Source organism: Aeromonas sp. FDAARGOS 1416, from assembly GCF_019048085.1.
Taxonomy (GTDB): Bacteria; Pseudomonadota; Gammaproteobacteria; order Enterobacterales; family Aeromonadaceae; genus Aeromonas; species Aeromonas veronii.
Genome location: NZ_CP077301.1, coordinates 3,162,060 through 3,184,007, shown reverse-complemented (window position 1 = coordinate 3,184,007; position 21,948 = coordinate 3,162,060). Strand labels below are relative to the sequence as shown.

General features: G+C 57.3%; 17 protein-coding genes and 1 riboswitch. Of the genes, 7 read left to right on the top strand and 10 right to left on the bottom strand.

The genetic code is table 11. The features are described from left to right. Positions 1-91 precede the first annotated feature (91 nt). Both I6L46_RS14275 and I6L46_RS14270 read right to left on the bottom strand, forming a co-directional pair. Positions 92-2,851, bottom strand: coding sequence for a collagenase (locus tag I6L46_RS14275; RefSeq protein ID WP_216976070.1), 2,760 nt, complete (start codon positions 2,849-2,851; stop codon positions 92-94). Positions 2,852-3,321: 470 nt separating this feature from the next. Then, a complete protein-coding gene (locus I6L46_RS14270; protein WP_005354947.1) occupies positions 3,322-3,639 on the bottom strand; it encodes a hypothetical protein in 318 nt (105 codons plus the stop codon). A 91-nt stretch (positions 3,640-3,730) separates the two neighbouring features. Beyond that, a riboswitch (cyclic di-GMP riboswitch) is annotated at positions 3,731-3,817 on the bottom strand. A 967-nt stretch (positions 3,818-4,784) separates the two neighbouring features. On the opposite strand from I6L46_RS14270, the gene I6L46_RS14265 reads away from it, so the two are divergent. The 6 genes from I6L46_RS14265 to I6L46_RS14240 all read left to right on the top strand — a co-directional run bounded on the left by I6L46_RS14265 (position 4,785) and on the right by I6L46_RS14240 (position 10,757). After that, positions 4,785-5,327 (top strand): fimbrial protein, encoded by a 543-nt coding sequence (locus tag I6L46_RS14265; RefSeq protein ID WP_042053638.1) that lies wholly within the window; start codon positions 4,785-4,787, stop codon positions 5,325-5,327. 99 nt (positions 5,328-5,426) lie between these two features. Further along, positions 5,427-5,816: a hypothetical protein gene (locus I6L46_RS14260; RefSeq protein WP_042053637.1), complete on the top strand. Its 390-nt coding sequence runs from the start codon at positions 5,427-5,429 to the stop codon at positions 5,814-5,816. Positions 5,817-5,883: 67 nt separating this feature from the next. Beyond that, on the top strand, positions 5,884-8,418 hold the full coding sequence (locus I6L46_RS14255) for a fimbria/pilus outer membrane usher protein (RefSeq protein WP_216976068.1): 2,535 nt from the start codon (positions 5,884-5,886) through the stop codon (positions 8,416-8,418). A gap of 10 nt (positions 8,419-8,428) precedes the next feature. Beyond that, on the top strand, positions 8,429-9,160 hold the full coding sequence (locus I6L46_RS14250; RefSeq protein ID WP_127006036.1) for a molecular chaperone: 732 nt from the start codon (positions 8,429-8,431) through the stop codon (positions 9,158-9,160). Positions 9,161-9,165: 5 nt separating this feature from the next. Beyond that, complete coding sequence (locus I6L46_RS14245) at positions 9,166-10,194, top strand: fimbrial protein (protein ID WP_216976066.1); 1,029 nt, start codon at positions 9,166-9,168, stop codon at positions 10,192-10,194. Between the two features lie 11 nt (positions 10,195-10,205). Further along, on the top strand, positions 10,206-10,757 hold the full coding sequence (locus I6L46_RS14240) for a fimbrial protein (protein WP_019445472.1): 552 nt from the start codon (positions 10,206-10,208) through the stop codon (positions 10,755-10,757). A gap of 2 nt (positions 10,758-10,759) precedes the next feature. Here I6L46_RS14240 and I6L46_RS14235 read toward each other — a convergent pair whose 3' ends face one another. The 7 genes from I6L46_RS14235 to I6L46_RS14205 all read right to left on the bottom strand — a co-directional run bounded on the left by I6L46_RS14235 (position 10,760) and on the right by I6L46_RS14205 (position 19,343). Beyond that, entirely contained in the window at positions 10,760-11,995 is a 1,236-nt protein-coding gene (locus tag I6L46_RS14235) for a helix-turn-helix domain-containing protein (RefSeq protein WP_216976064.1), read from the bottom strand. Between the two features lie 300 nt (positions 11,996-12,295). Next, positions 12,296-13,699, bottom strand: coding sequence for an o-succinylbenzoate--CoA ligase (gene menE / locus I6L46_RS14230; RefSeq protein ID WP_216976062.1), 1,404 nt, complete (start codon positions 13,697-13,699; stop codon positions 12,296-12,298). Beyond that, positions 13,692-14,621 carry an o-succinylbenzoate synthase gene (menC, locus tag I6L46_RS14225; protein ID WP_181497056.1) on the bottom strand — a complete coding sequence of 310 codons (930 nt, stop codon included), beginning with the start codon at positions 14,619-14,621 and terminating at the stop codon, positions 13,692-13,694. The genes menE and menC overlap by 8 nt, the downstream gene beginning before the upstream one ends. Then, positions 14,621-15,469 carry a 1,4-dihydroxy-2-naphthoyl-CoA synthase gene (gene menB, locus I6L46_RS14220; RefSeq protein ID WP_197724797.1) on the bottom strand — a complete coding sequence of 283 codons (849 nt, stop codon included), beginning with the start codon at positions 15,467-15,469 and terminating at the stop codon, positions 14,621-14,623. Before menB ends, menC begins: the two co-directional genes overlap by 1 nt. Before the next feature lie 4 nt (positions 15,470-15,473). Then, on the bottom strand, positions 15,474-16,271 hold the full coding sequence (menH, locus tag I6L46_RS14215; RefSeq protein WP_216976060.1) for a 2-succinyl-6-hydroxy-2,4-cyclohexadiene-1-carboxylate synthase: 798 nt from the start codon (positions 16,269-16,271) through the stop codon (positions 15,474-15,476). Continuing rightward, positions 16,231-17,988 carry a 2-succinyl-5-enolpyruvyl-6-hydroxy-3-cyclohexene-1-carboxylic-acid synthase gene (menD, locus tag I6L46_RS14210; RefSeq protein ID WP_216976058.1) on the bottom strand — a complete coding sequence of 586 codons (1,758 nt, stop codon included), beginning with the start codon at positions 17,986-17,988 and terminating at the stop codon, positions 16,231-16,233. Before menD ends, menH begins: the two co-directional genes overlap by 41 nt. Positions 17,989-18,020: 32 nt before the next feature. Next, a complete protein-coding gene (locus I6L46_RS14205; RefSeq protein WP_216976056.1) occupies positions 18,021-19,343 on the bottom strand; it encodes an isochorismate synthase MenF in 1,323 nt (440 codons plus the stop codon). 208 nt (positions 19,344-19,551) lie between these two features. Between I6L46_RS14205 and I6L46_RS14200 the strand changes: the two genes are divergently transcribed. Further along, on the top strand, positions 19,552-20,457 hold the full coding sequence (locus tag I6L46_RS14200) for a 1,4-dihydroxy-2-naphthoate polyprenyltransferase (RefSeq protein WP_005363134.1): 906 nt from the start codon (positions 19,552-19,554) through the stop codon (positions 20,455-20,457). Positions 20,458-20,532: 75 nt separating this feature from the next. Here the strand turns inward: I6L46_RS14200 and I6L46_RS14195 are convergent, their stop codons facing one another. Then, on the bottom strand, positions 20,533-21,927 hold the full coding sequence (locus tag I6L46_RS14195) for a PepSY domain-containing protein (RefSeq protein WP_216976054.1): 1,395 nt from the start codon (positions 21,925-21,927) through the stop codon (positions 20,533-20,535). Positions 21,928-21,948: the final 21 nt, after the last annotated feature.

Sequence of the window (21,948 nt, the reverse complement as noted above, 5' to 3'; positions counted from 1 at the left end):
TTCGGGCAGAGGTTGTCGCAGCAGAGGCTGGGAGAGCGGGAGGATAAAGTGAGGGGCTGCGGCGGCAGCCCCTCTGTTGGGTGAAGGTCTATCAGTGGGCGGAGTCGTTACCCTTGCAGGCGTCTGACTCCTTGTTGGCTTGCCACCAGGGCAGCAGATCCCGGGCGAGCCACGCCTGATAGGCGTCGCTGTCGTTGGCGATCAGGCGGTCCAACTCCCCTTCGAAGTCGCTCATCGCCTGCTGCCGATCCGGATTGCGCAGCGCTTGTGCCAGCGCCAGCCAGCTGGCGCCGCGACCGGTATCGTTGAGGAAGCGGTGCACGGTATAGGACCAGGAGTAGACCATCTCGCCACCCTGCTCGTAGTCAAGGTGGAGGATAGCCGCCAGTGTCGGGCGCTGGTTGGCGGGGCGGTTTGCCACGTTATCCAGACCCCGGGCAAAGCACTGGCCGTGGGCGATGTACTCTGCAATCCCCTCGGCCCACCAGGTGGTGCGGTTGAGTGGATAGTGGCCGAAGCTGCCGTACTGGTTGAAGCGGCCATCCAGATAGTGAACGTACTCGTGGCGCAGGTTCCACACCTGGAAGGCAGGGCGTTTCCACTCCGCCTCATAGGCGAAGAAGCGGGCCTGATTGCCGGGGCGAGCCGGATCCCCCTCGATATAGATGCCGCCATTGTCGGTGGAGACGCCAAATAGCGCGCTGCCGTAGCGGCCCCAGTCGGCGGAGGAGTTGAAGATCACCAGTTCCAGCGCTTCGTTGTGATCATCGGCCACCGGTTGCCAGCCAGTCTCCATCTGCTGGTGGAAGCGCTGCTCTTCATCACCCAGCTCGCGGCAGATCCCTTCGGCCTGAGCCTGAGTCAGATCCTGGGCGCGCAGACGCAGGGTGGGCGAGCAGGTGTGCTCGAACGGCAGAATATCTTCCATGCGGATCGGGGTACAAAGCCCGGCGAACTCGCCGCTGACACAGGCTTCGCTGGTGCGATCCGTGTAGGTGAGGTAGTAGCTGGAGAGGGTCAGGGATACCTCTTCCAGCATGGCGGCCGGATGTTGGCCACCCGGGATCAGCCCCTGCTGGCGCATGATGGCGATGACATCGCGATCCAGCTGTTGGCGATAGGCGATCGCCTTATCCGGGCTGGTGTGATGGAGGTAGCGCATCATCTGGTAGAGGCGGCTGTGGGCATCGAGGATGTTGTTGAAGATAAACAGATCCCGTGAGCCATCGCGCTGTTTCCAGAGGGCCAGCTCGCTCAGGCCCAGTTGCAGCAGGCTCTGGCGCAATGTCGCCTCCTGTTGCAGCACTGCTGCGCTGAAGTCAGCCTGCTGACCGTAAGAGGCGCTCTGATCGACCAGATTGAGCAGCTCGAACAGGCCATCGGCCCAGGGTTTGTGGCCATTGATCTGCGCCGCATGTTGCACCGCATAGCCGAGCGCCTGGTTGAGCTGGGCCAGCATGGGGGCGGCACTCTGGCGGAAGGCTTCCTGTCCCAGCTGCCCCTGGGCGGCCACGCTCCACGCTTCCAGCACGGTTCCGGCCTGATCCTGCGGTTCTGCGCCCAGCAGCAAGGGGTGGTTGAGCAGGTCAATCATGACGCCAGCCAGTGCGCGGGCAACCTGATCGCTCTCCTGCTTGATGCCGCCGTGGTAGTTGTGGGCGCGCACATAGTAGAGCAGCTTGTCCATTGCCGGATGGGTCGGCTGGTTGGCTGCCAGCAGGGCACGCATCCCGCGCACCACCGCCATCAGCTTGGCGTCATCGTGGCCGTAATTCGCCTGCCAGGCAGGGCTGTTCTGGCCGCTCACGTCGGCCACCAGTTTGGCGGCATCGCTGTCGAGCAGATCCACATCGGGTTGCTCTGGCTCGGAGCAGAGACGACCGTTGGCGCGACGACACTCCAGCTGCTCCTCTTTGCTGTCTAGCACGATGGGGCGATTGAGCACCCGACTCTCCTGCCACTCTTTGCTCTCTGGCAGGGGTTGCCACTCGCCGCCAGCGACAGGGTATTGGTAGCCGCTATCTTGCAGCGTTACCTGCACCTCGCTGCCAGCGGGGATCACCTGACGACAGATGCGATAGCGGATGGTGTTGCTCCCCTCCTTGCGCTCCTGCGGCTCATCACACTCCTGCTGAGGCGTGAGCTGATCCAGCTGCCACTGATAACGGCGCCAGACATGGATCTCGCTGACCTGAGCGGCAGCCTGACTGCCTGCCACCGGTTGCAGACGGAAGAAGATCTGCTCCAACCGGCCATCCCGCTCACTCGGGGTCTCTTCAAGTACCTGCAACTGCTGCCAATCCTGCGGCTGATAGTGCCACTCCGGCTCTGCGCAGCGGCCTTGTGCGTTGAGTTCGCAGCGATCCAGCTCCCTTTCGCTCTGACCCAGGATGATGGCTTGCGGCAGCGGCAGACGATCCTGTCGCTGGGCGGTCGGCGTGCCCGCCAGCTGCTCCCAGCGACCCTGCTTGAGGCCATAACCGAAGTCATAACTGCTGGCGGGAATGAGCTTGCCCGCCGGAATCCGATCTTCACAGCGCACGAAGCGGATCTGCCAGCCTGCATCTACCTTGAGCTGCGGCTCGCCACACTGCTGCTCGGCCAGTGCGACGAGATCGCTGCTCTGCCAGTCGAAGCGACGGTAGACCCTAAGCTGCTGGTAAGGAGCATTGCTGCTACGCGCCTTGAGCTCGTAGGTGATCTCGGTGATGCGAGCGGCCAGTTGCCGGCTCGATTCGCCAGTCAGCTGATACTGTCGCCAGTCATTTGGGGAGTAGTTGGCTTGCGCCGAGGATGTAGCCAAAAGCAGGGGGCCTGCCAGCAGCAGCCACCCGGTACCTGAACGGTTCATTTTTATCCCTTTGTTCTTGTTTGTGTATTGTCTTGCGAGTAATCGCAAGGCAATTTACAGGGACTCAAAAGAATATCAATGATTTTTTAAATGACATATAAATCAATGATATAGCGTTGATTTATATGCTTGCTGTTTTTGAACTCCTGCTGCCGTAGTGAGGGCTCACATGCGACTTTATTGAAGAAGTTGTTAGTTGTGTAAAGTGCGTGTCAGATCTCATTTAATCAACACGAGACATGCAGCAAATGACCAGGAAAAGCGAGATGTCCCTGTGGCTTAAGCCACATTATCTGGGCGCATGATGACTGGTGACTCAATCAGCAAAGCCAGCTATTTGTTCGTGAGGAGGCGGGATGAAAAGATATTGGCCGCCTGTATGGGTAGCACAGGCGACCTGATAAGAGTTGCTTTCAACACCACCTGCTCATCTGTTTCGCGCCAATTTCAGCGTCACTACAGATGAGTCATCAGAGATAGCTGACAGTCACGATCGCCATGTTGCTGGCATTGGTCACTTTGTAGCTGATAGTGCTGCTAATTGAGCTGATTTGACCGGCTTGCTGCAAGTGAGCCAAAGGCATGGTTTGCTTGTTCATGCCTGAATAGCAGGTCACGCTGCTGTCAGAAAAATCACATGGAGATTCATAGATAGTGCCAGTAAACGTCACTGAGCCATCAGCCGCAGAAGCTGTGGATGGCAACAAGGCGGTACCAAGCAGCAAGGAGGTGCATACAGAGAAAACTGTCTTGCGAACTAAACGGGAGGCGGTGTGTTGAGCTTTCATATCTATGTCCTTTTCGTCACAGGTGTTGTACGAAAAGGGCAACGCAATCAAAGAGTAATGCCATAAATCGGCAATAACATCACTCTTCTCAGATGGCAGCTCCGCTGTCTTAGGTATCAAAACCCTTAGACCGGTGGCTTTGCGTCCCGACCTTTCGATCGGTTTGCCCTTTACTCTATGTCTAGATGATAACACTCCACTTTGAGAAATCAATCGGCTTAAAAATCATGAGAGATGGATCACAGTTAGTCTGCATAATTAATAACGTATATTTATTTTTTATCTCAAATCATGCCTGTGAATATTGCGGACAAGTCTCTATATTAGCGCGTCATATCTATGATTAATATGTAATGTAGTAGATGTATATTTATGTGTGGGCTGCCAATAATTTGATTACCTGATTACCTGATTACCTGATTACCTGATTACCTGATTACCTGATTACCTGATTACCTGATTACCTGATTACCTGATTACCTGATTACCTGATTACCTGATTACCTGATTACCTGATTACCTGATTACCTGATTACCTGATTACCTGATTACCTGATTACCTGATTACCTGATTACCTGATTACCTGATTACCTCTTTAGGGGGCGGTTTATGAAGTGGTTGATAACTATTGTCAAAAATAGATAGATTATCTTTGTTGTGTTCTTGTTGAAATTTTGTGTGCGACTTTAAATTCATAGTCTGACAATATTGCAACAGATGCCCTTTATATGAACTTTATTTATTTCATGATATCGTTTTATGTTTCATTGTTGGTTTAAGTCGTTGTTTTTTAGGTGTTTATAAAAAAATTTATACAAATCAAAATGTATTTGATGTGCATCAAACGAGTCGTTAATTTGTTCGTCAAGCAAAAGCGGAATGCGGCTTTCTGCACAGACGACAAGGACGTATGTAGTTGTGCAGTTGAGGTGTAGCGGGAACTACCCCTGATGCGGTGTGCTGCTTTTGCTTATTTAAATAAACCTGAAGAGGCACAGTTTATTATTGGCATGACTTCTCATCGGCTTAATGAGAGACGAGCGCCAACAGTTGCTGTGCAGTATATCGCGGCATCACTTAATATCGTGACTCCAGCATGATTGGAGTGATGCAGTACAACACACGTTAATGTAGGTATAAACGAATGAAAGCTAATAAGATTCTGGTTGCTATGGGTGTTGGTTCCATGCTGATGTGCGGCTCCGCTTTTGCTGCTGGTGGTGCCGGTTCCGGTAAAGTCACTTTTAACGGTGAAATCATCAACGCCCCTTGCTCTGTAGCCCCTGAGTCTGTTGACCAGGTAGTTGAAATGGGCCAGATCAGCACCAAAGAGCTGGCCAACGGTGGTGAGTCCAGCTCCAAGCCGTTCAGCATCAAGCTGCTGAACTGTGAAATCTCTGACAAGGAAGATGCCGTCAAGGTGACCTTCAGTGGTGCCAAAGACCCGGTAGACCCCAGCCTGCTGGTGATCGGTGGTGGTGACGCCGCGGGTGCCGGTATCAAGATGACCGCTCCGGGCGGTGCTCCGATCGTACTGGGTACCCCGACTGCCGCCTTCGGCCTGGTCAACGGTGACAACGAGTTGCCCTTTAGCGCCGTGCTGAAAGGCTATGCAAGCCAAGACACCAACCCGCTGAAAGCCGGTGCTTTCACTGCAGTGACCAACTTTACTCTCTCCTACGAGTAATAGAGTGCCTTAACGTGTGACAAGGGTTGTGGTGGTGCGAGCCACCACAACTTCACACATTCTGTTTCCTCACATCGAACCCTAATCATGAAAACTTCAATGATGGCGGCCATGGTGCTGCAACTGGTGATGATGGCGGGATCAGTCCACGCCAACGAACTCACGGATGGACTAGCCGAATCGGGCTGTACGCTGGAGGTGCTGCGCAGTATTCCATTGCAGGCTCAGCAACTGGGCACGCTGAAAATCAGCGGTTGTCAGGTTGACGGGGCAACGGTGGCATCACTGCCTTTTATTTCCATGTCCGTGCGTGGTGCCATGAGCGATGAGCTGGGCATTCTCAATAACGGCCAATATCACAAGGTGTCCGGCGAGCGCTTTATTGTCTCGGATATCGTCAACAGTGATCTGGAATTCAATTTGGGGCTCATGAGCAGTCAGCTGTTTTTCCAAGACAGTACGACGCTGTTAGAACTCAATTATATGTAAGCAAACCAATTGCTTAGTGTAGATACCTCATTACGTGAGACCTTTATGCAATTCCTAGAGTGAAAATATGAGCGTTTCAACATCAGACTCTGTGAGAAAAAAACATTATTCAAAAATGACTTTTATGCTATGCGTGTCCGGCCTGATGGCGGTAGCAAATCACGCATGGGCAGAAACGGAGTTTAATATTGATGCGCTCGATCTGGATGATCGGACCAAGATCGACCTCTCCCAGTTTGCCGACGAAGGCTACATCCTGCCCGGCGACTACTACCTCGAGGTCGAGGTCAACAAGAACAAGCTGCCTCTGCAGAAAATCCCTTTCTACGAGAACGATACTGGCAAGGGAAAGGGCGGGGTGGCCTGCCTGCCGCAAGATGTGATCCCCAAGCTGGCGCTGACCGACGAGGCCATCGCCAAGATCGGTACCTGGCACGATGGCCAGTGTGCCAACCTGCTGGCGCTGGACGGCGTAGTGATCTCGAACGATATCGGTAACGGCTTGCTGCGCATTGCCATCCCTCAGGCGTGGATGAAGTACAGCGATCCCAACTGGATTCCGCCCGAACAATGGGATGAAGGGATCCCGGGGATGATGCTTGATTACAACATTAACGCCCAAGTCAACGAAGGCGATGGTTACTCCAATCGCAACATCAGCAGCTATGGTACGCTGGGGTTCAACTACGGCGCTTGGCGTCTGCGGGGTGACTATCAGGCCAGCTCTTACTGGGGCGACAATGAGCGGACATCGACCGAGTTGAACCGTATCTATGCCTATCGTCCGCTGCCGAACATGGCCGCCAAGCTGACAGTGGGTGAGCAGCAGCTCAACTCCCAGTTAATCGATGGTTTCCGCTATACCGGCGTCAACCTAGCCAATGACGAGCGCATGCTGCCGCCTAGTCTGCAGGGTTATGCGCCGGAAGTGAGCGGTATTGCCAAGACCAACGCCAAGGTCACCATCTCCCAGTCCGGCCGGATCATCTATGAAACCAACGTGCCGGCGGGCCCGTTTCGCATCCAGGGGCTGGACAGCTCGGTGCGCGGCCGTCTCGATGTACGGGTAGAGGAGCAAGATGGCAGTGTCAATTCGTTCCAGGTAGACACGGCAACTGTTCCCTACCTGACACGCCCTGGCTATGTTCGATACAACCTGGCGGTTGGTGCGCCTTCCGAACAGACGGATTCGGTGCACGATGTGCACGGCCCTGCCTTTGTGACCGGTGATTTCTCCTGGGGGGTGGCGAACTCCTGGTCGCTGTACGGCGGCAGCCTGATTGCGGGTGAATACAACTCCATGGGATTGGGTATCGGTCGTGATCTCTATGCCTTCGGCGCTATTTCCGCCGACCTGACCCAGTCCATCGCCAAGTTGCCGGGCCTGTCGACCAAGATTGGCCAGTCGGTACGGGTGAACTACGCCAAGCAGTTTGATGAATACAACAGCTCGATCACCTTTGCAGGTTATCGCTTCTCCCAACATGACTTCATGACCATGTCGCAGTTCCTCAATAACAAGGAGCGGTTGGAGAACAACACTACGACCTCGAGCGATGATTACAATACCTGGGGTGACAAGGAGCTCTACACCATCACCGCCAACAAGACCTTCTGGGCGGAGGATGCAGCCAAGGCGCTGACTGTTTATCTGGACTACACCCACAGAACCTACTGGGACCATGAGGCAGAGGATCGCTACGGCCTCACTATCAACAAGAACGTGAACATCGGCAGCTTCAAGGATGTTTCCGTCTATGTGTCGGCCTACAAGACCAAGACCGAGAACTACGAGGATGACAAGAGCGTCATGTTGACCCTCAGCGTGCCAATAGGGGACAGAAAGAGCGCGGGATACAGCGTACAGTCCTCCAACGGCAAGGTGACTCACCTGGCCACCTATCAGGATTACAGTCGACCCGATGATACCTATCAGTTGGGGGCGGGCGTGCAGAGCAATGGCCACGCCGTGGCGCGGGGTTACTACAACCACAACAGCGACATCGGAGCAGTCAGTCTCAATGCCTACAGCGTGCAGAGCGAATACACCTCGGTTGGTGCCAGCCTGCGTGGCGGTCTGACGGCGACCCAGCACGGTGCAGCCCTGCACCAGGCGACTCGTCGTGGCGGTACCCGTATGATGGTGGATACCGACAATACCTCCGGCGTCTCTTTCAACAATGGCCGAGCCGTGACCAACCGCTTTGGCGTCGCGGTGATCAGCGACATGACCGACTATCGCAAGAGCGACACCCGGGTCGATGTGGATCAGCTGAGCGACGACATCGATGCGATGAATGCCATCAAGCAGGGGACCCTGACCGAGGGCGCAATTGGGTATAATGCTTTCGAAATTGCGGAAGGGTTCAAGCTGCTGGCCAATGTCAGACTACCCGATGGCTCAGTGCCGCCGTTTGGTGCCACCGTCGTCAAGGATTCCGGCCGTGTGCTCTCGGTGGTGGATGAAGATGGCCTGGTCTATCTGACCGGGGTGAAACCGAATGAAGCGTTTGAACTCTCCTGGGGCGGGGCCCGCCAGTGCAAGATAGTGGCGCCGCAACAAGTAACCGATCTGTCGATGAAGACTCTCACTTGCAAGTAATGGGATACCGATGAAAAAGCTGCTCTCTTATATCTGTCTGGCTGCGCTTGGCATGACCTCACTCAACGTCAGTGCCGCCATTGTGCTGGATCGTACTCGTGCCGTTTATCCGGGCGGCGCAAAGTCCATCAGCCTCAACATCAAGAACGAGAACCAGAAGCTGCCCTACCTGGCGCAGGCCTGGATTGAAGATGCCCAAGGCCAGAAGATCTCTTCTCCCTTCGTGGTGCTGCCGCCGGTACAGCGGGTGGATGCCAACCAGAAGTCCATCGTGCGCATCGCCAGTGTGCCGGCCATCGATAGCTTGCCCAAGGATCGCGAGTCCATCTACTACTTCAACCTGCGCGAGATCCCGCCCAAGAGCGAGAAGAGCAACGTGATGCAGATTGCCGTGCAGTCCAAGATCAAGCTGTTCTACCGCCCCGAGGCCATTCTGCCCGAGCGTGGGGCAGTCTGGCAGGATCAGGTGCTGATCACCAAGCAGGGCAAAGCCCTCAAGGTCAACAACCCGACCCCTTACTACATCACCTACGTGGGCCTAGGTCATCCGCAGGGCAAGGAGCGGACCACTATCAAGGGTTTCTCCGCCTTTATGGTTTCTCCCAAGTCAGAGCTGACGGTCACTATCCCGGAAACCCTGGGCAACGAATTTGTGATCAGCTATGTCAATGACTACGGCGGATATATGGATATCAAATACCAGTGCGCAGGCAATGCCTGTAAAGCCGTGAAGAGCGAGTAAGCCTTATGCTACGTTCCATCTTCTGTTCAAGTCTTATGCTGTTGGCAGGAACGGCATTGGCAAATGGCTATGTGACGCCTAACCCAACCCATGATTACTATATATCGTTGGACAAGGCTGACATTCAAAACAGACCTGGTTTTACTACCAAGGCATTTGAGTGGAATTTGAGAGGGCAATACTCAGGTATCGTTACCTGCCCAGATAGAAGCATTCCACAATCTCCAGTGTACTATAAAGCAACAATGACGGATGGCTTGCCTCAAGTTGGTGATGGTTTTGTAAAACTGAATGACTTTTTGGATATGAAAGTCGAAATTTGGATAGCCGGTTGGAAGAAAAAATTTGTTACAGCCCCATTTCCGAATGAAAGTAACGATTACCCAAATTACTCTTGTACTAAAGGGAAAGAGACAAGAATAAATAATTTCGAAAGCGGTAGCCGTGGAAAGGTAACTTTTCGCGTGAGAAAACAAATAATTAATGGTGTGCAAATTTCAGATCGTCAAGTGGTAGAAATGTATGGCCGTTTGGGGTCTACCACTACAGATTTTAATAATTTGCCAATGTCTCGAATTACGATTACATCTGCAATATTATATGTTCCTGAAGAGTGTGTGATTAATGGTGGGCAGACTATTGAAGTAGAGTTTGGTGATTTGCCGGGATCAGGATTGGATGGAAATAACTTTGAAAAGACGGTTCCTCTGACATTTCAATGCCGTGGTGGTGTTTTCGAAGGGGATGCTTTGAAGATCAATCTTGGTATTTCTGGAAAACCAACCTCTTTCAGTCAAGACTATCTGCGGACAACTCGGGATGGCTATCAAGGTGGAAATGTTATTTCCGATTTAGGGATAAAATTCAAACAGCTGGATGGTTCTCAGCTGAAATTGAATACCTTCTATCCGGTTTCCATGCAGGGAAATATCGGTGACTGGGGCTTTATCGCGGCACCGGTAACCCCGGCAGGTGCAGATATTCCGGCAGGTGATTTCTATGCGACAGCCACCATCGTTGCCGAGTTCCAGTGAGGATTTGTAATATGTTGCGGACATTGTGGATAGGTTTGGCGCTTTGCCCGATGCTGGCCGTGACGGCGGCTCCTCGTGCCAGCAATGACCTGGAATTGCTTGGCAATACGGTTCATCTCCATGGCAGGATCATCGATCAGCCATGTGTGGTTTCTCCTGAATCCCTTGATCAGGAGGTCGAGATGGGGGTAGTTGACGTGAAGGAACTCTATGCCAACGGAGTCGGACAGCTAGTGCCGTTCTTCATTCGTCTGACCAATTGCAAGCCGGGTATTTTCCGCATGGCCAAGGTGACCTTTACTGGCTCGCAGGATACCGAACTCAGCGGCGGATTGGCATTCACGGCCGGGATTGCCAGGGGGGCAGGCATCCGCCTGTATGACGTGGCTCAATCACCTCTGAATTTGGGTAGTGCCTCCCGCGGCTATCTGCTAGGTGGTGCGGCAGATAATGAGCTGCAATTTTTTGCCAGAGTCGAAGGACATCCTGCGGCATTGACCGCCAAGAACATCCAGCCTGGCGACTATTCTGCTGTCGCCAATTTCATCGTTGCTTATGAATAAACTCAGAAGTCGTTGCGCTGGATGACTTTTGTATTGCCATGGCTGGGCCAGGTGATGACGCCACCTAGATAACTGGAAAGGTAAATACCTCCGGGCAATTGAATGAACTTAGCTTTTTGTTTGGGGGGCGTTAGCGCCGCGACCAGAGTGGCGACCATAGCGTTATTGGTCAGCGCCTGTTGGTCAATGAAATTGACAATGGTATTTTTTATCTCGACCGAAATATCGCCATTATCCCGCTCCAGATCCCCGACGGAATCCAGATTGAACAGCGTCTTTCCCTGATTGTCAGTGGCTATCACGGTGGCCACCACTATCTCTCTGTTCATGGTCACAATATATTTACTTTTTCTGGTCATCTCTACCCAGTTGTCCGGTGCCAGACAATTTCTGTGATATCTGACAGTGGTATCAGGATTATTGTAATAGTTGTTGGAAACATTGTCTCCCTGCTGGTTCATGGTTGTGATGACACATTGTACTTCTTCAGCCACAGGGTGACCGCTACGCAGCAGAAAGATATTCGCAGAAAGTTTTTTACTGTCATTGTCGATGGAAAAATAGCTGATGGCTTCTTTTCCGACCAGAATTGAAACTTGCTTATCAGTCTTGCGTGAAATACGTTGTATCAAGGGTGTCAGCGAATCTATTTTGACATTCAGCGTTTTTTCGGTATCGCTGGTCATATAGAGAGAGGTTTGGCTGAGATTGATAGTGCGCAGCGTATTTGCTGTCGCATAGTTATAAATGACGAGGGCCAGTGAAGTCAGCGAGACCAGCAGCAATGCAAACAGCAAAATACGCTTTGGGCTGAAATATCGGTCATATTTGCGGCGAGTATATTGCCGCCTGGCTTGAGGTTCAGGAGAAGGCGTCGGCGCATGAATTTCTTCCGCTGGTGCTGGTTCTTCAGTTTCCCCTGCGAGCTCAATTGGAGCACAAAACATATAGCCAACCCGTGGGATGGTATCGATCGCATCCATCAAGCCGAAGGATTCCAGCTTTCTTCTCAACGAGAGTATCTGCCGGTTCAAATTGGTATCGGTATTGTCCTGATTTGGCCACAAGGCATCCTGCAGTTTGCTTCTTGGAATGACAGAGCCTGCCTCATCACACAGCATTTCGAGTAGCTCCGCTTCCTTGTTGCTGAGCTTGATGTCCTTGTCCCCTTTCGAGAGCCGGAAAATTGCAGCGGAGAAAAATATATCCTCTGCAATTTTATAAATTCTGTTACTCATGTGTGACTCGCCTTACTGCCAAGGAGAGCATTTTACCACCATGCAGTCTTTGTTCAAATAATGATAAATCGTCAATTTCCTTTGTTATCAAATGGTTGTTTTTCCGCTTAAATGCATGGTGGGGTATATGGTACTACAGCCAATTAATTTGGTTCAAAAAATGTGCAAAAAAAGGCCGTTTATGTAATCGTTCTCACTTATTCAGACTGAGGAGGAGGATTTTGATACCACCAGCATTTTATTTTGAGTCATATGTGTATTTGGATGGCTCCGTGGTGTCAGTTTTTGTCGCATGAATAATTATTGCGACCTAATAATATTCTGAAATTGTTTTCGCTGTGGTTTGAGATTGCCGCCAAGATCGGGCCAGGGGAGCCAGTGGTCGGGCACCATAAAGCCGGGCAGGGTGCTGCGGATCCAGGCTGCCAGCTCGGGGTAGGGAACCGGCTCGCCGTGCCAGTCGATAAAGGCGGCGGGGCGTTGCCCCCACTCGTCGCTCGGTACCGGCACCACCAGCGCCTGGGCGACAGCGGGATGATCTACCAGTCGCTGCTCGATGGTTTCGGGCTGGATGTTTTCGCCACCCGAGATGAAGAGGTTATCGAGCCGTCCCTCTACCAGCAGCTCCCCTGCCGCAGTGAACCTCCCCTTGTCGCGAGTATGAAACCAGCCTTCGTCATCGAGCGGCAGTTCCAGCTCGCCATCTCGGTAGTAACCGGCAAACAGGGTGGCGCCGCGCACGCAGATCTCCTGCTCCCTGATGCACACTTCCCGTCCCGGTAGCGGTTTGCCAACTACGCCTGTATCGCCGGGTATAGCGGTGCAGACCTGACTGCCCATCTCGGAGAGACCATAACTCACCTTGGGTTCGAGCCCCATGGCGCAGAGGCGGCTCACCAGCGGTTGCGGGATGGCGGCACCGCCGAGCAGCAACTCGCGCAGGCGGGTACGGGCGGGATCAAAACCCTCTGCCAGCAGGCGCCAGAGCTGGGTTGGCACCAACGAGAGGTGAGTGATGGGCTGGCACTCCAGCCGCTCCTTGAGGGAGCGTTCACGTTGATCCAGCACCAACGTGGCGCCCGCCAGAAAGACCCGAAACAGGATGGCGTAGCCGCCCACATGGAACAGCGGCAGGGAGAGTAGCCAGCCGCAGGCCTCATCGAGGGGAATGAGGGTGGCAGAGCCGCGTGCCGAGGCCAGGTGGTTGCAGAGCCGGTGCACCACCGCTTTCGGCGTGCCGCTGGAGCCCGAGGTGAGGATCATATTGTTAAGCTGGGTCGATTCCAGCGGCCATGTTTCCTCGCTTGCCGGCAGTTCGTGCGTGAAGTCGAGGCACAAGGGTTGCCAGTTGCCTGCCGGGATCTCCCCTGCCGACCAGAAGGCATCGGCATCGAGTTGCACCGCCAGCTCGCGCTGCTTTTCGAGAGGAAAGGCGGGGTTGAGCGGGCAGAACACCACGCCGCTGCGCACGCAGGCCCACGCCAGCAGCACATCTTCCAGCGCCCCGCGCACCACCGCTGTCAGATGATCGCCACGACGCACTCCGGCTTGTTCCAGCTGTTGGCACAGGCTGTTGAGGCGGGCATCGAGCTGGCGATAACTGAGGGGGGAGACTGCGTGGATGGCAATGCGGTTCGGGGCTGTGATTGCCCGGTGGCGTACCGGGCAAGGTGTCTGTTCGGATGAGCGGGAGGGGTCAATCACGGTAATACAGTTGCTCCAGTCGGCTAAGATCCGGTTTGCCATCCTCCCCCAGCAGATTGCCCGCCATCCAGCGGCGGGTATCCAGCCCCGGCGCCTGTTCCGGCGCCCACTCGCCTGCCAGATGAAAGAGCTGGTTCAGGCCCAGATCCGATTCGAAGCAGGAGGAGATGATCACCTTGAGCCGCAGTTCGCGGGCGCGGGCGATCAGCGCTTCGCAGTTGGCCAGCGAACCGAGCAGGGTAGGCTTGAGCACCAGCGCGCGCAGTTGCGGGATCGGCTCCCACGGCTTGCCCTGCGCCAGCAGTTCGTCCAGCGCCACCGGCATGCCGGTGCGGTTGGCGACAAAGGCGATGTCGGCAAAGTCGGCGCAGGGGTCTTCCAGATACTCGATGCGATTCGGGTCGAGGTGGCCACAGAAGGTCCACGCCTCCTCGCGAGTCCAGCCCTGGTTGGCGTCCAGCACCAGCTTGAGGGAGGGGAGGCGATCGCACAGCAGGCGGATCAGCGCCAGCTCGTCACGCATCGGGTAGCGCGCCACCTTCAGCTTGGCCTTGCCGGGCGTGCGGTGCAGCCACTCTTTCCAGTTGCGCAGCAGCTCCTGGGGGGAGCCTTGAATGAGGGGATAGGGCTCCGGCAGCGGGTTGCGCTGCTCGGGCCATGTCCGGCGCGCGCAGTCGAGGCCAAATTGCACCGACGGCAGCACGGGGTTCGGGGTGTCGCCGGCGGCCAGTGCTGCCAGCGTGGCGAGGGCTTCTGCCTCTGCCTGTTGCAGGCTCTCTTTCGAGAAGCCGGGCAGGGGGGCAATTTCCCCCCAGCCGTCGTTGATGTGCACCAACAGCCCCTCTCGCGCCACCTCCACCTTGCCGTGAAAGGTCAGTGGCTGGGTAAAAGGCAGTTGATAGCGATACAGGGCTAGTGTCATCAGGGGTTCCGCTTGTATTTGGAGAAGTCGGGGCGACGCTTTTCGTTGAAGGCGTTGCGGCCTTCCTGACCCTCTTCGGTCATGTAGAACAGCATGGTGGCATTGCCCGCCAGCTCCTGCAAGCCCGCCTGACCATCACAGTCAGCGTTGAGCGCCGCTTTCAGGCAACGCAGCGCCATCGGGCTGTTTTGCAGCATTTCGCGGCACCAGCGCACGGTTTCACGCTCCAGATCCGCCAGCGGCACAACGGTGTTGACCAGACCCATGTCGAGGGCTTGCTGGGCATCGTACATGCGGCAGAGGAACCAGATTTCGCGGGCCTTCTTCTGGCCGACGATACGAGCCATGTAAGAGGCGCCCCAACCGCCGTCGAAGGAGCCCACTTTCGGGCCGGTCTGGCCAAACTGGGCGTTGTCGGCGGCGATGGTCAGGTCACACATCATGTGCAGCACGTGGCCACCACCGACCGCGTAACCGGCCACCATGGCAACCACAGGTTTCGGGCAGGTGCGGATGTCGCGCTGGAAGTCGAGTACGTTGAGGTGGTGAGTCCCCTCGTCATCCCGGTATCCACCGTAGTCGCCACGGATCTTCTGGTCGCCGCCGGCGCAGAAGGCTTTCTCGCCAAAACCGGTCAGGATGATAGTGCCGATCTGATCGTCATAACGGGCATCGGCCAGCGCCTGCAGCATCTCTTTGACGGTGCGGGGGCGGAAGGCGTTGCGCACCTGGGGACGGTTGATGGTGATCTTGGCAATGCCATCGTTGGACTTGTGATAGAGGATGTCCTCGTAACCGGCGGAGCAATCTTGCCATTCAACAGGTGCATACAGTTCAGCTTCCGTCATTGCTTCAATCATGACTCGTCTCTTCTTGTTGGTTGACCCACTCCGCGAGGAGTCGGGCAAAGTTATCAGGCTGATGGGCGTGCAGATTATGGCCGCCATCCAGCACCAAGTGGTTGATTCTGCGATTTTGGTTCGCCAGCTGGCAAGCCAGCTGATGGAATTTGTGATCCCGCTTGCCACTCACATAAGTAACCGGCAGCTGGCTCGCCATGAGCCAAGGGGCGAGATCCGGCTGCTTGCCGAGCGAAGTGGCGCGTAGCATGGTGGCGATGCCCTGACCGTCGTTGCCAAGGCGGCGGGCGATCTGGCTGGCTCGGGCCGCATCGTCAAGATCGGCAAACACCCCTTGCCGGTACCAGTCAGCCAGCACGTCAGCCAGGGGCTCACGCTCAAAGCGCTGCGCCCACTGTTCATCGTGCTGGATGCGGGCGGCCCGCTCATTGTCTGGTAGCCCCGGGTGGCAGTTCTCCAGCAGCAGCCCCCGCAGCTCGGCGGGCTCGCGGCTGGCGTGATAGAGGGCCAGTCGCCCACCCAGCGAGTAGCCCGCCAGCAGATAGCGTTCAATGTTGCGGCTGGCCAGCTCGGTGACCAGCCACTGGTGGCTCTGCTCAAAGTCGCTGACGTTGAGAGCGCTATGCTGACCATGACCCGGCAGATCGAGGGCGATGCAGCGGATGGCGGGCAGCCGGTCGATCACCGGTTGCCAGTCGCCGCTATCCCCCAGCAGGCCGTGCAGCAGCACCAGTGTCACATTGGCATCTTTATTCGCCACGGATGGCGGCCCCCAGCGCCTTGAGATCATCGGCCACCTGCTCGCTCGGTACCCGGATCTCGATCAAGGTAACGCCATGTTGGAGGGCGGCGCGGTAATCGCGTTCGAACTCGGGCAGGGTGGTCGGCGCCCGATAGGCGAGACCAAACATGGCGGCGGCATGTTCAAAGCTGAGACCGTGGGGCAGCCGGTAGTAGCTCTCCAGCAGCTCCCCTTCGGTGGGCACCGGCAACATACGAAAGATGCTGCCGCCATCGTTGTTGAGCAGGATCACCACCAGCGGTCGGCTCGCCTTGCTGAGCAGGGCCAGGCTGTTGAGATCGTGCAGGGCGCTGAGATCGCCAAGCAGCAGGGTGGTGGGCTCATCGCTGCCTTGCTCGACCGATTGGGCAAACCCGTAGGCGGTGGCGATCAGGCCGTCGATGCCGGAGGCACCTCGGTTGGTCATCACCCGGCTCGGCCCCTTGCCCGTTTCGCCGAGCATATCCATCAGTCGAGCAGGCATGCTGTTGCCGACAAACAGTTGGCCTTCGATCAGGCGGTTGAGGCGATGGCAGACCCCGAGCTCGGAGAAGTGCTCGCAGGCAGCGGCGATCTGCTGACTGGCATTGTGTTGCAGCTTGGCCAATGTGTGCCAAGGGTCTTGTATGGTGGCCGGATGGGCCGCAGCGAAAGCGCTGGCGCTGCAGAGCAGCCGGTTGCGCAGCCGGTAGTCGGGATCGAGCCGCGCCGGTTGCGGATCCACCAGCCAGTAATCCTGCCATGAATGGTGTTTGATGAACTGGCCGAGCCGCTTGGAGACAAGCCGCGCGCCAAATTGCAGCAGCACCTCGGCGCGGCCCAGCTCGGCGACGAATTCAGGGTCGTTGAGCGCCATATCCATGTGGATGAGGTTGCGGCTATCGAAGCGGATCTGGCTCTGCAGATCTGCCAGTAGCGGCCAGCCGAGTTGTTCCGCCAGTGTGGCGGCGATCTGTGCCTGCTTCGGGTCGGTAATGCGACCAGCCACAACGATGCCGCGCTGTTGCCGAAAGTTTTCCCACTCCGCCTGAGGAGAGCAGGTCGGTTCGCTCTGTTGCCACGGACTCCAGGGTGTCTGCGAGTTGAGCCAGTCACCGAGGGGGGCCAGATAGTCGGAGAAATCCTGATAGTGCTCGCCCGGGTAGAGGGGCTCGGGGTACATGCAGTTGAAGTGCACCACCCCGGGGGTGAGCGCCTGTTTGGCCAGCGCCTGATCCACCGAGCTCAGCACAAACGCCGCCGGAATGGTCGGGGTGGGGCTCGGCAGGTTCTGCTGATAGACGGGGTAGCGGCCGAAGATCCCCTGCTGGTCGATGGCCTGGTTGGCCCCGTTGTCGATGAGCTCGGGCGGCCGGTCGGCCGAGAGAATAATCAGTGGCACGCCGGTGAGCTGGGCCTCAGCCACCGCGGGCCAGAGGTTGGCTACCGCGGTACCCGAGGTCATGATCACCGCCACCGGCCGGTTGCTCCCCTTGGCCAGCCCCAGCGCCATAAAGCCGAGACCGCGCTCGTCAAAGTGCAGGTGACGACGAAAGCCCGAATGGGCCGCGGCGGCCATGGTCAGCGGCGCAGAGCGGGAGCCGGGGGCCAGCGCGATGTCGCGCACCCCGAGGCGAAAGAGCTCCTCCAGCAAGAGGGAGGACCAGACGTGATTGAAGGTGGCGTGCTGGCTCGAAAACGGGGGGCAGGCAAACTCTTCGCTGGCAGGCTCTTTACGGGTGGGCATAGGGGCTCTCGTAGCGTGAAAAGGGTGAATGACTATCCCAGCAGGGAGAGCACATTGGCGATCTTGTTGTCGAGTTCGGCCCACTCGGCGACAGGCTCGGAACCGGCGACAATGCCGGCACCGGCAAACAGGGTGACGCTGCCCGGCTGAATGCGGGCGCTGCGAATGGCGACCGAGAACTCGGACGTCTCCCGACTCAGCATGCCGCAGGCTCCGGCGTACCAGCCCCGATCGTAGGGTTCGAACTCGCGGATAAAGGCGAGCGCTGCCTCGCGCGGAGCGCCGCCCACAGCGGGAGTCGGGTGGAGGGCGTCGAGCAGCTGCCAGTCGCAGACCCCGGGCTTGAGCTCGGCTTCGATATCGCACTTGAGGTGTTGCAGCAGCCGCAGTTTCAGAATGCGCGGCTCGGTCAGGGTGGCATCGTGGGTCAGTGGCGCCAGTCGGCTGAGGATGTCGGCGTGTACCAGCCGGTTCTCCAGCCGGTTCTTGCTGTCGGCCAGCAGCTCGGCGGCAAGTTGGGCATCGACCTCTTCATCACCGGAGCGGCGAATGGTGCCCGCCAGCGCCTCGGTAAAGAGGTGGCGATCTTCCCGGCGGTAGAGCCGCTCGGGAGAACAGGCGATAAAGGCCTGCTCGGGGGAGAATTGAAAACCGAAGTGGAAGCAGTCCTGGGCGTGGCGGGCCCACTGGTCGAGCATGGCCCAGGGATTGATATCCGCATCATGGTTCGGACTGGTCAGCACGCTCTCCCGCGATAGCACCACCTTGGGAGTGTGCGCCTGAAAATCGGGGGCGGTGACGCGCTCCACCAGTGTCTGCCACTGGGCGTGGCCGGGGCAATCCTGTCGCTGCCAAGGCTGCTTTTGCAGGGCGGGCAGCGGGGCTTCCGGGCGCAGGGCATCGAGGGCGGCGTCGGCCGCCTGCAGTTCGGCCTCGAGATTGTTTTCATCCAGCCAGAGGTTGAGGCAGAGACTGACGCACTCGCCACGGCGCACCAGCTCGATGCGGGGCAGCACGAAACGGCAGGGGCCAAACCCTTGCCAGCCGGACTGGGCCGGATCAAACGCCAGTCCGCCATAGTAGCGAGGGCTGTCGTCATGATGCTGGTTGGCTGTGTTAGTGCACACCTGCTTGATGGCGTGCGGCTCGGTCAGTTCATGGATGGCGCCAAGCGCGACATACTCGGGACGAGCCTCTCCACGGGCCTGCCAGTAGATGCGGGGATAGAGGGTTTGCGCCGCGAGCCAGCCCAGAAAGGAGCGGATTTCGATCGCCACTCGCAACCGTACGAAGCCGCTGACGTTGCTGTGACGCAGGGCGTCCAGTTGTTGCTTGATATGGGTCTGAGCCAACATGGATTCTTGTCTGAGCCGGGTAGTAACGAGCGATCCGGTAGCTGGATGCCGTAGGTTTATGCCAAAGGGCGATGATTTCCTATATATTATCTGCCCATTCGTCCATGTAAATCGCCCGCGGGAGCTTCACTCTCCGGGGCCAAGTATACCCAAATCCGGTTCGATAACCCTTAACACGATCAATATCCGATTGTTTGGCCATCACAAAATGACAAATACCTTCTCTGTTTGGTTGCTGGCGGCGCGTTTGCGAACACTGCCGCTCGCCTGCTCTTCCATCCTGCTGGGCTCGGGGCTGGCTGCCAGTCGTGGCGCCTTCGATGGCACCATCATGGCGCTCTCCCTGCTGACCGCCATCCTGCTGCAGATCCTCTCCAATCTGGCCAACGATTACGGCGATGCGGTCTCCGGCGCTGACAACGGTGAGCGGATCGGCCCGCAGCGGGCAGTGGTCTCCGGCCTTATCACCAAAAAGCAGATGTGCGTGGCGATGGGGCTGACAGCACTGGCGGCGGTGGCCAGTGGCCTGCTGCTGCTGGGCTGTGCCTTCGGTGGCCAGTGGCTGCAGATTTTGGCGTTTGTGGTGCTGGGTGGCGCAGCGATTGTCGCGGCGGTGACCTACACGGTCGGCAAGACTCCCTACGGCTATCGCGGGTTTGGCGATATCTCGGTGTTCCTCTTCTTCGGTCTGCTGGGGGTGCTCGGCTCCTACTACCTCTTCACCAAGACGCTGGAGTGGGATCTGCTGCTGCCTGCCACCGCTTGTGGTCTGCTGGCCACCGCCGTGCTCAATATCAACAATGTGCGCGATATCGAGACCGACGCCGCCAGCGGCAAGATCACCCTGGCAGTGCGCCTTGGCCGCAACCGCGCCATCGCTTATCACTGGGTACTGTTGGGGGCGGCGTTGCTGGCAACCATCGCCTTTATCCTGATCCAGCCCGCCAGCTTCTGGCCGTGGATCTTCTTGCCCGCCATGAAGCCGCTCAGCGATGCGGCCAAGACTCTTCGCGAAAGCTACGATGGCGAGGTGCTGACCGGTTCCCTCAAGAAGACCGCCATCAGCGCGTTTCTGTTCAGCCTGCTGCTCTCCATCGGGTTGGCGCTCTCCTGACAGCTGGTCGCAGCTCGCCAAGGCGAACAATAAAAAGGGCTCCCGAGATGGGAGCCCTTTTTGGTTTTGGCCGGTTTAGCTGGCTCGAGCCACTTTGAGCGTGCGGCGGGAGAAGAGCAGGTTATCCAGCAGCCAGATGGCGACCATGGAGGTGCCCACCAGCGGGATGGCGATCCCCAGCAGGATCAGCAGGGCGATGGCACCGCGCATTGACGGGAGTTTGGCAGGCAGCGGCGGTGCGGCGAGACGGCCCTGCGGACGACGGCACCACCAGATCCACAGACCACTCATGGCGCTGGCCAGCACCATCAGGCAGATAAGCAGCATGGCGAGCTGGTGGGGCCAGCCGTAGAGCTTGCCCATGTGCAGCATGACGCCACTCTCCACCGTCTTGGCGACCGGGCCGTAATCCTGCCAGCGCACATCGGCCAGCACCTTGCCGCTGTATTGATCGATATGCAGGGTGGCATCGTTGCGTGGATCGTCGGCAAACAGGGCGATGGTGTAGACGCCGGTGTCGCCGACCGGCGGGGTGATGCTGTAACCCGGTTGGACTCCGCGCTCATGGGCGATCTCGACCACCTGTTGCAGCGCAATGCGCTGGCGTGCCATCACCACTCCCTCGTGCTCGCCATGGTTCATGGCACCGTGATCGTGCCCCTCATCAACAGGCTGCGAGCTGGGCATGGGGGTGTTCTCCACCGCCCAGGGAACGGTCTGCTCATGGGCTTGATTCAGGCTGCGGGCCAGCGGTGCCGATTTGGGCACCTCGTTCCACATGGCGGCGGGGAAGCGGTTCCAGACCGCGGCAAATTGGTTACCCCAGAAGCCGGTCCAGGTCATGCCGCTCAGCAGCAATAGCAGCAGGAAACCGGCGCCCCAGAAGCCGACTACGGCGTGCAGATCCCTCCACCAGAGGCGGCCACGCTGGCTGACTCTGGGCCAGAGGATGCCGCCCACCCCGGGCCCCTTGCGTGGCCACCAGAGGTAGAGACCGCTCAGCAGCAGTACCAGCCCCCAGCCTGCAGCCAGTTCGATCAGCCGATCCCCCGTGGTGCCGAGCAGCAGGTCGGCGTGCAGGGAGCGAGCCACCGCTTGTAGATTCCACTTGTTGTCCATGGTGCCGAGCAGGGCGCCGCTGGCGGGATCCATAAACAGGGTCAGCTCGCGATCCCCCTGATTGACGATGAACTGAGCGCTCAGGTCGGGAGCGGCATGCGGCAGGTACTTACGCAGGCTGGCATCGGGCATGGTCATCATCGCCTTGGCCAGCAGTTGGTCGGCACTCAGGGTCTGGCTGGCGGGGGCGACCTTCATCAGCTCGGGGTACATCAGGTTGTCGAGCTGGGGTTTGAACAGATAGACGATCCCGGTCAGTGACAGCAGGATCAGGAAAGGGGCGACAAAGAGACCGGCGTAGAAGTGCCAGCGCCAGATCCGTTGGTAATGACTCGAGTCCCTGTTTTTCATTGCACATCCTTGTTGGGGTGC

Coding starts and splice junctions, on each gene's coding strand:
- I6L46_RS14275 (WP_216976070.1), bottom strand. CDS start 2,851: ATGAACCGTTCAGGTACCGGGTGGCTGCTGCTGGCAGGCCCCCTGCTT.
- I6L46_RS14270 (WP_005354947.1), bottom strand. CDS start 3,639: ATGAAAGCTCAACACACCGCCTCCCGTTTAGTTCGCAAGACAGTTTTC.
- I6L46_RS14265 (WP_042053638.1), top strand. CDS start 4,785: ATGAAAGCTAATAAGATTCTGGTTGCTATGGGTGTTGGTTCCATGCTG.
- I6L46_RS14260 (WP_042053637.1), top strand. CDS start 5,427: ATGATGGCGGCCATGGTGCTGCAACTGGTGATGATGGCGGGATCAGTC.
- I6L46_RS14255 (WP_216976068.1), top strand. CDS start 5,884: ATGAGCGTTTCAACATCAGACTCTGTGAGAAAAAAACATTATTCAAAA.
- I6L46_RS14250 (WP_127006036.1), top strand. CDS start 8,429: ATGAAAAAGCTGCTCTCTTATATCTGTCTGGCTGCGCTTGGCATGACC.
- I6L46_RS14245 (WP_216976066.1), top strand. CDS start 9,166: ATGCTACGTTCCATCTTCTGTTCAAGTCTTATGCTGTTGGCAGGAACG.
- I6L46_RS14240 (WP_019445472.1), top strand. CDS start 10,206: ATGTTGCGGACATTGTGGATAGGTTTGGCGCTTTGCCCGATGCTGGCC.
- I6L46_RS14235 (WP_216976064.1), bottom strand. CDS start 11,995: ATGAGTAACAGAATTTATAAAATTGCAGAGGATATATTTTTCTCCGCT.
- menC (WP_181497056.1), bottom strand. CDS start 14,621: ATGACACTAGCCCTGTATCGCTATCAACTGCCTTTTACCCAGCCACTG.
- menB (WP_197724797.1), bottom strand. CDS start 15,469: ATGACGGAAGCTGAACTGTATGCACCTGTTGAATGGCAAGATTGCTCC.
- menH (WP_216976060.1), bottom strand. CDS start 16,271: ATGATCTCAAGGCGCTGGGGGCCGCCATCCGTGGCGAATAAAGATGCC.
- menD (WP_216976058.1), bottom strand. CDS start 17,988: ATGCCCACCCGTAAAGAGCCTGCCAGCGAAGAGTTTGCCTGCCCCCCG.
- I6L46_RS14205 (WP_216976056.1), bottom strand. CDS start 19,343: ATGTTGGCTCAGACCCATATCAAGCAACAACTGGACGCCCTGCGTCAC.
- I6L46_RS14200 (WP_005363134.1), top strand. CDS start 19,552: ATGACAAATACCTTCTCTGTTTGGTTGCTGGCGGCGCGTTTGCGAACA.
- I6L46_RS14195 (WP_216976054.1), bottom strand. CDS start 21,927: ATGAAAAACAGGGACTCGAGTCATTACCAACGGATCTGGCGCTGGCAC.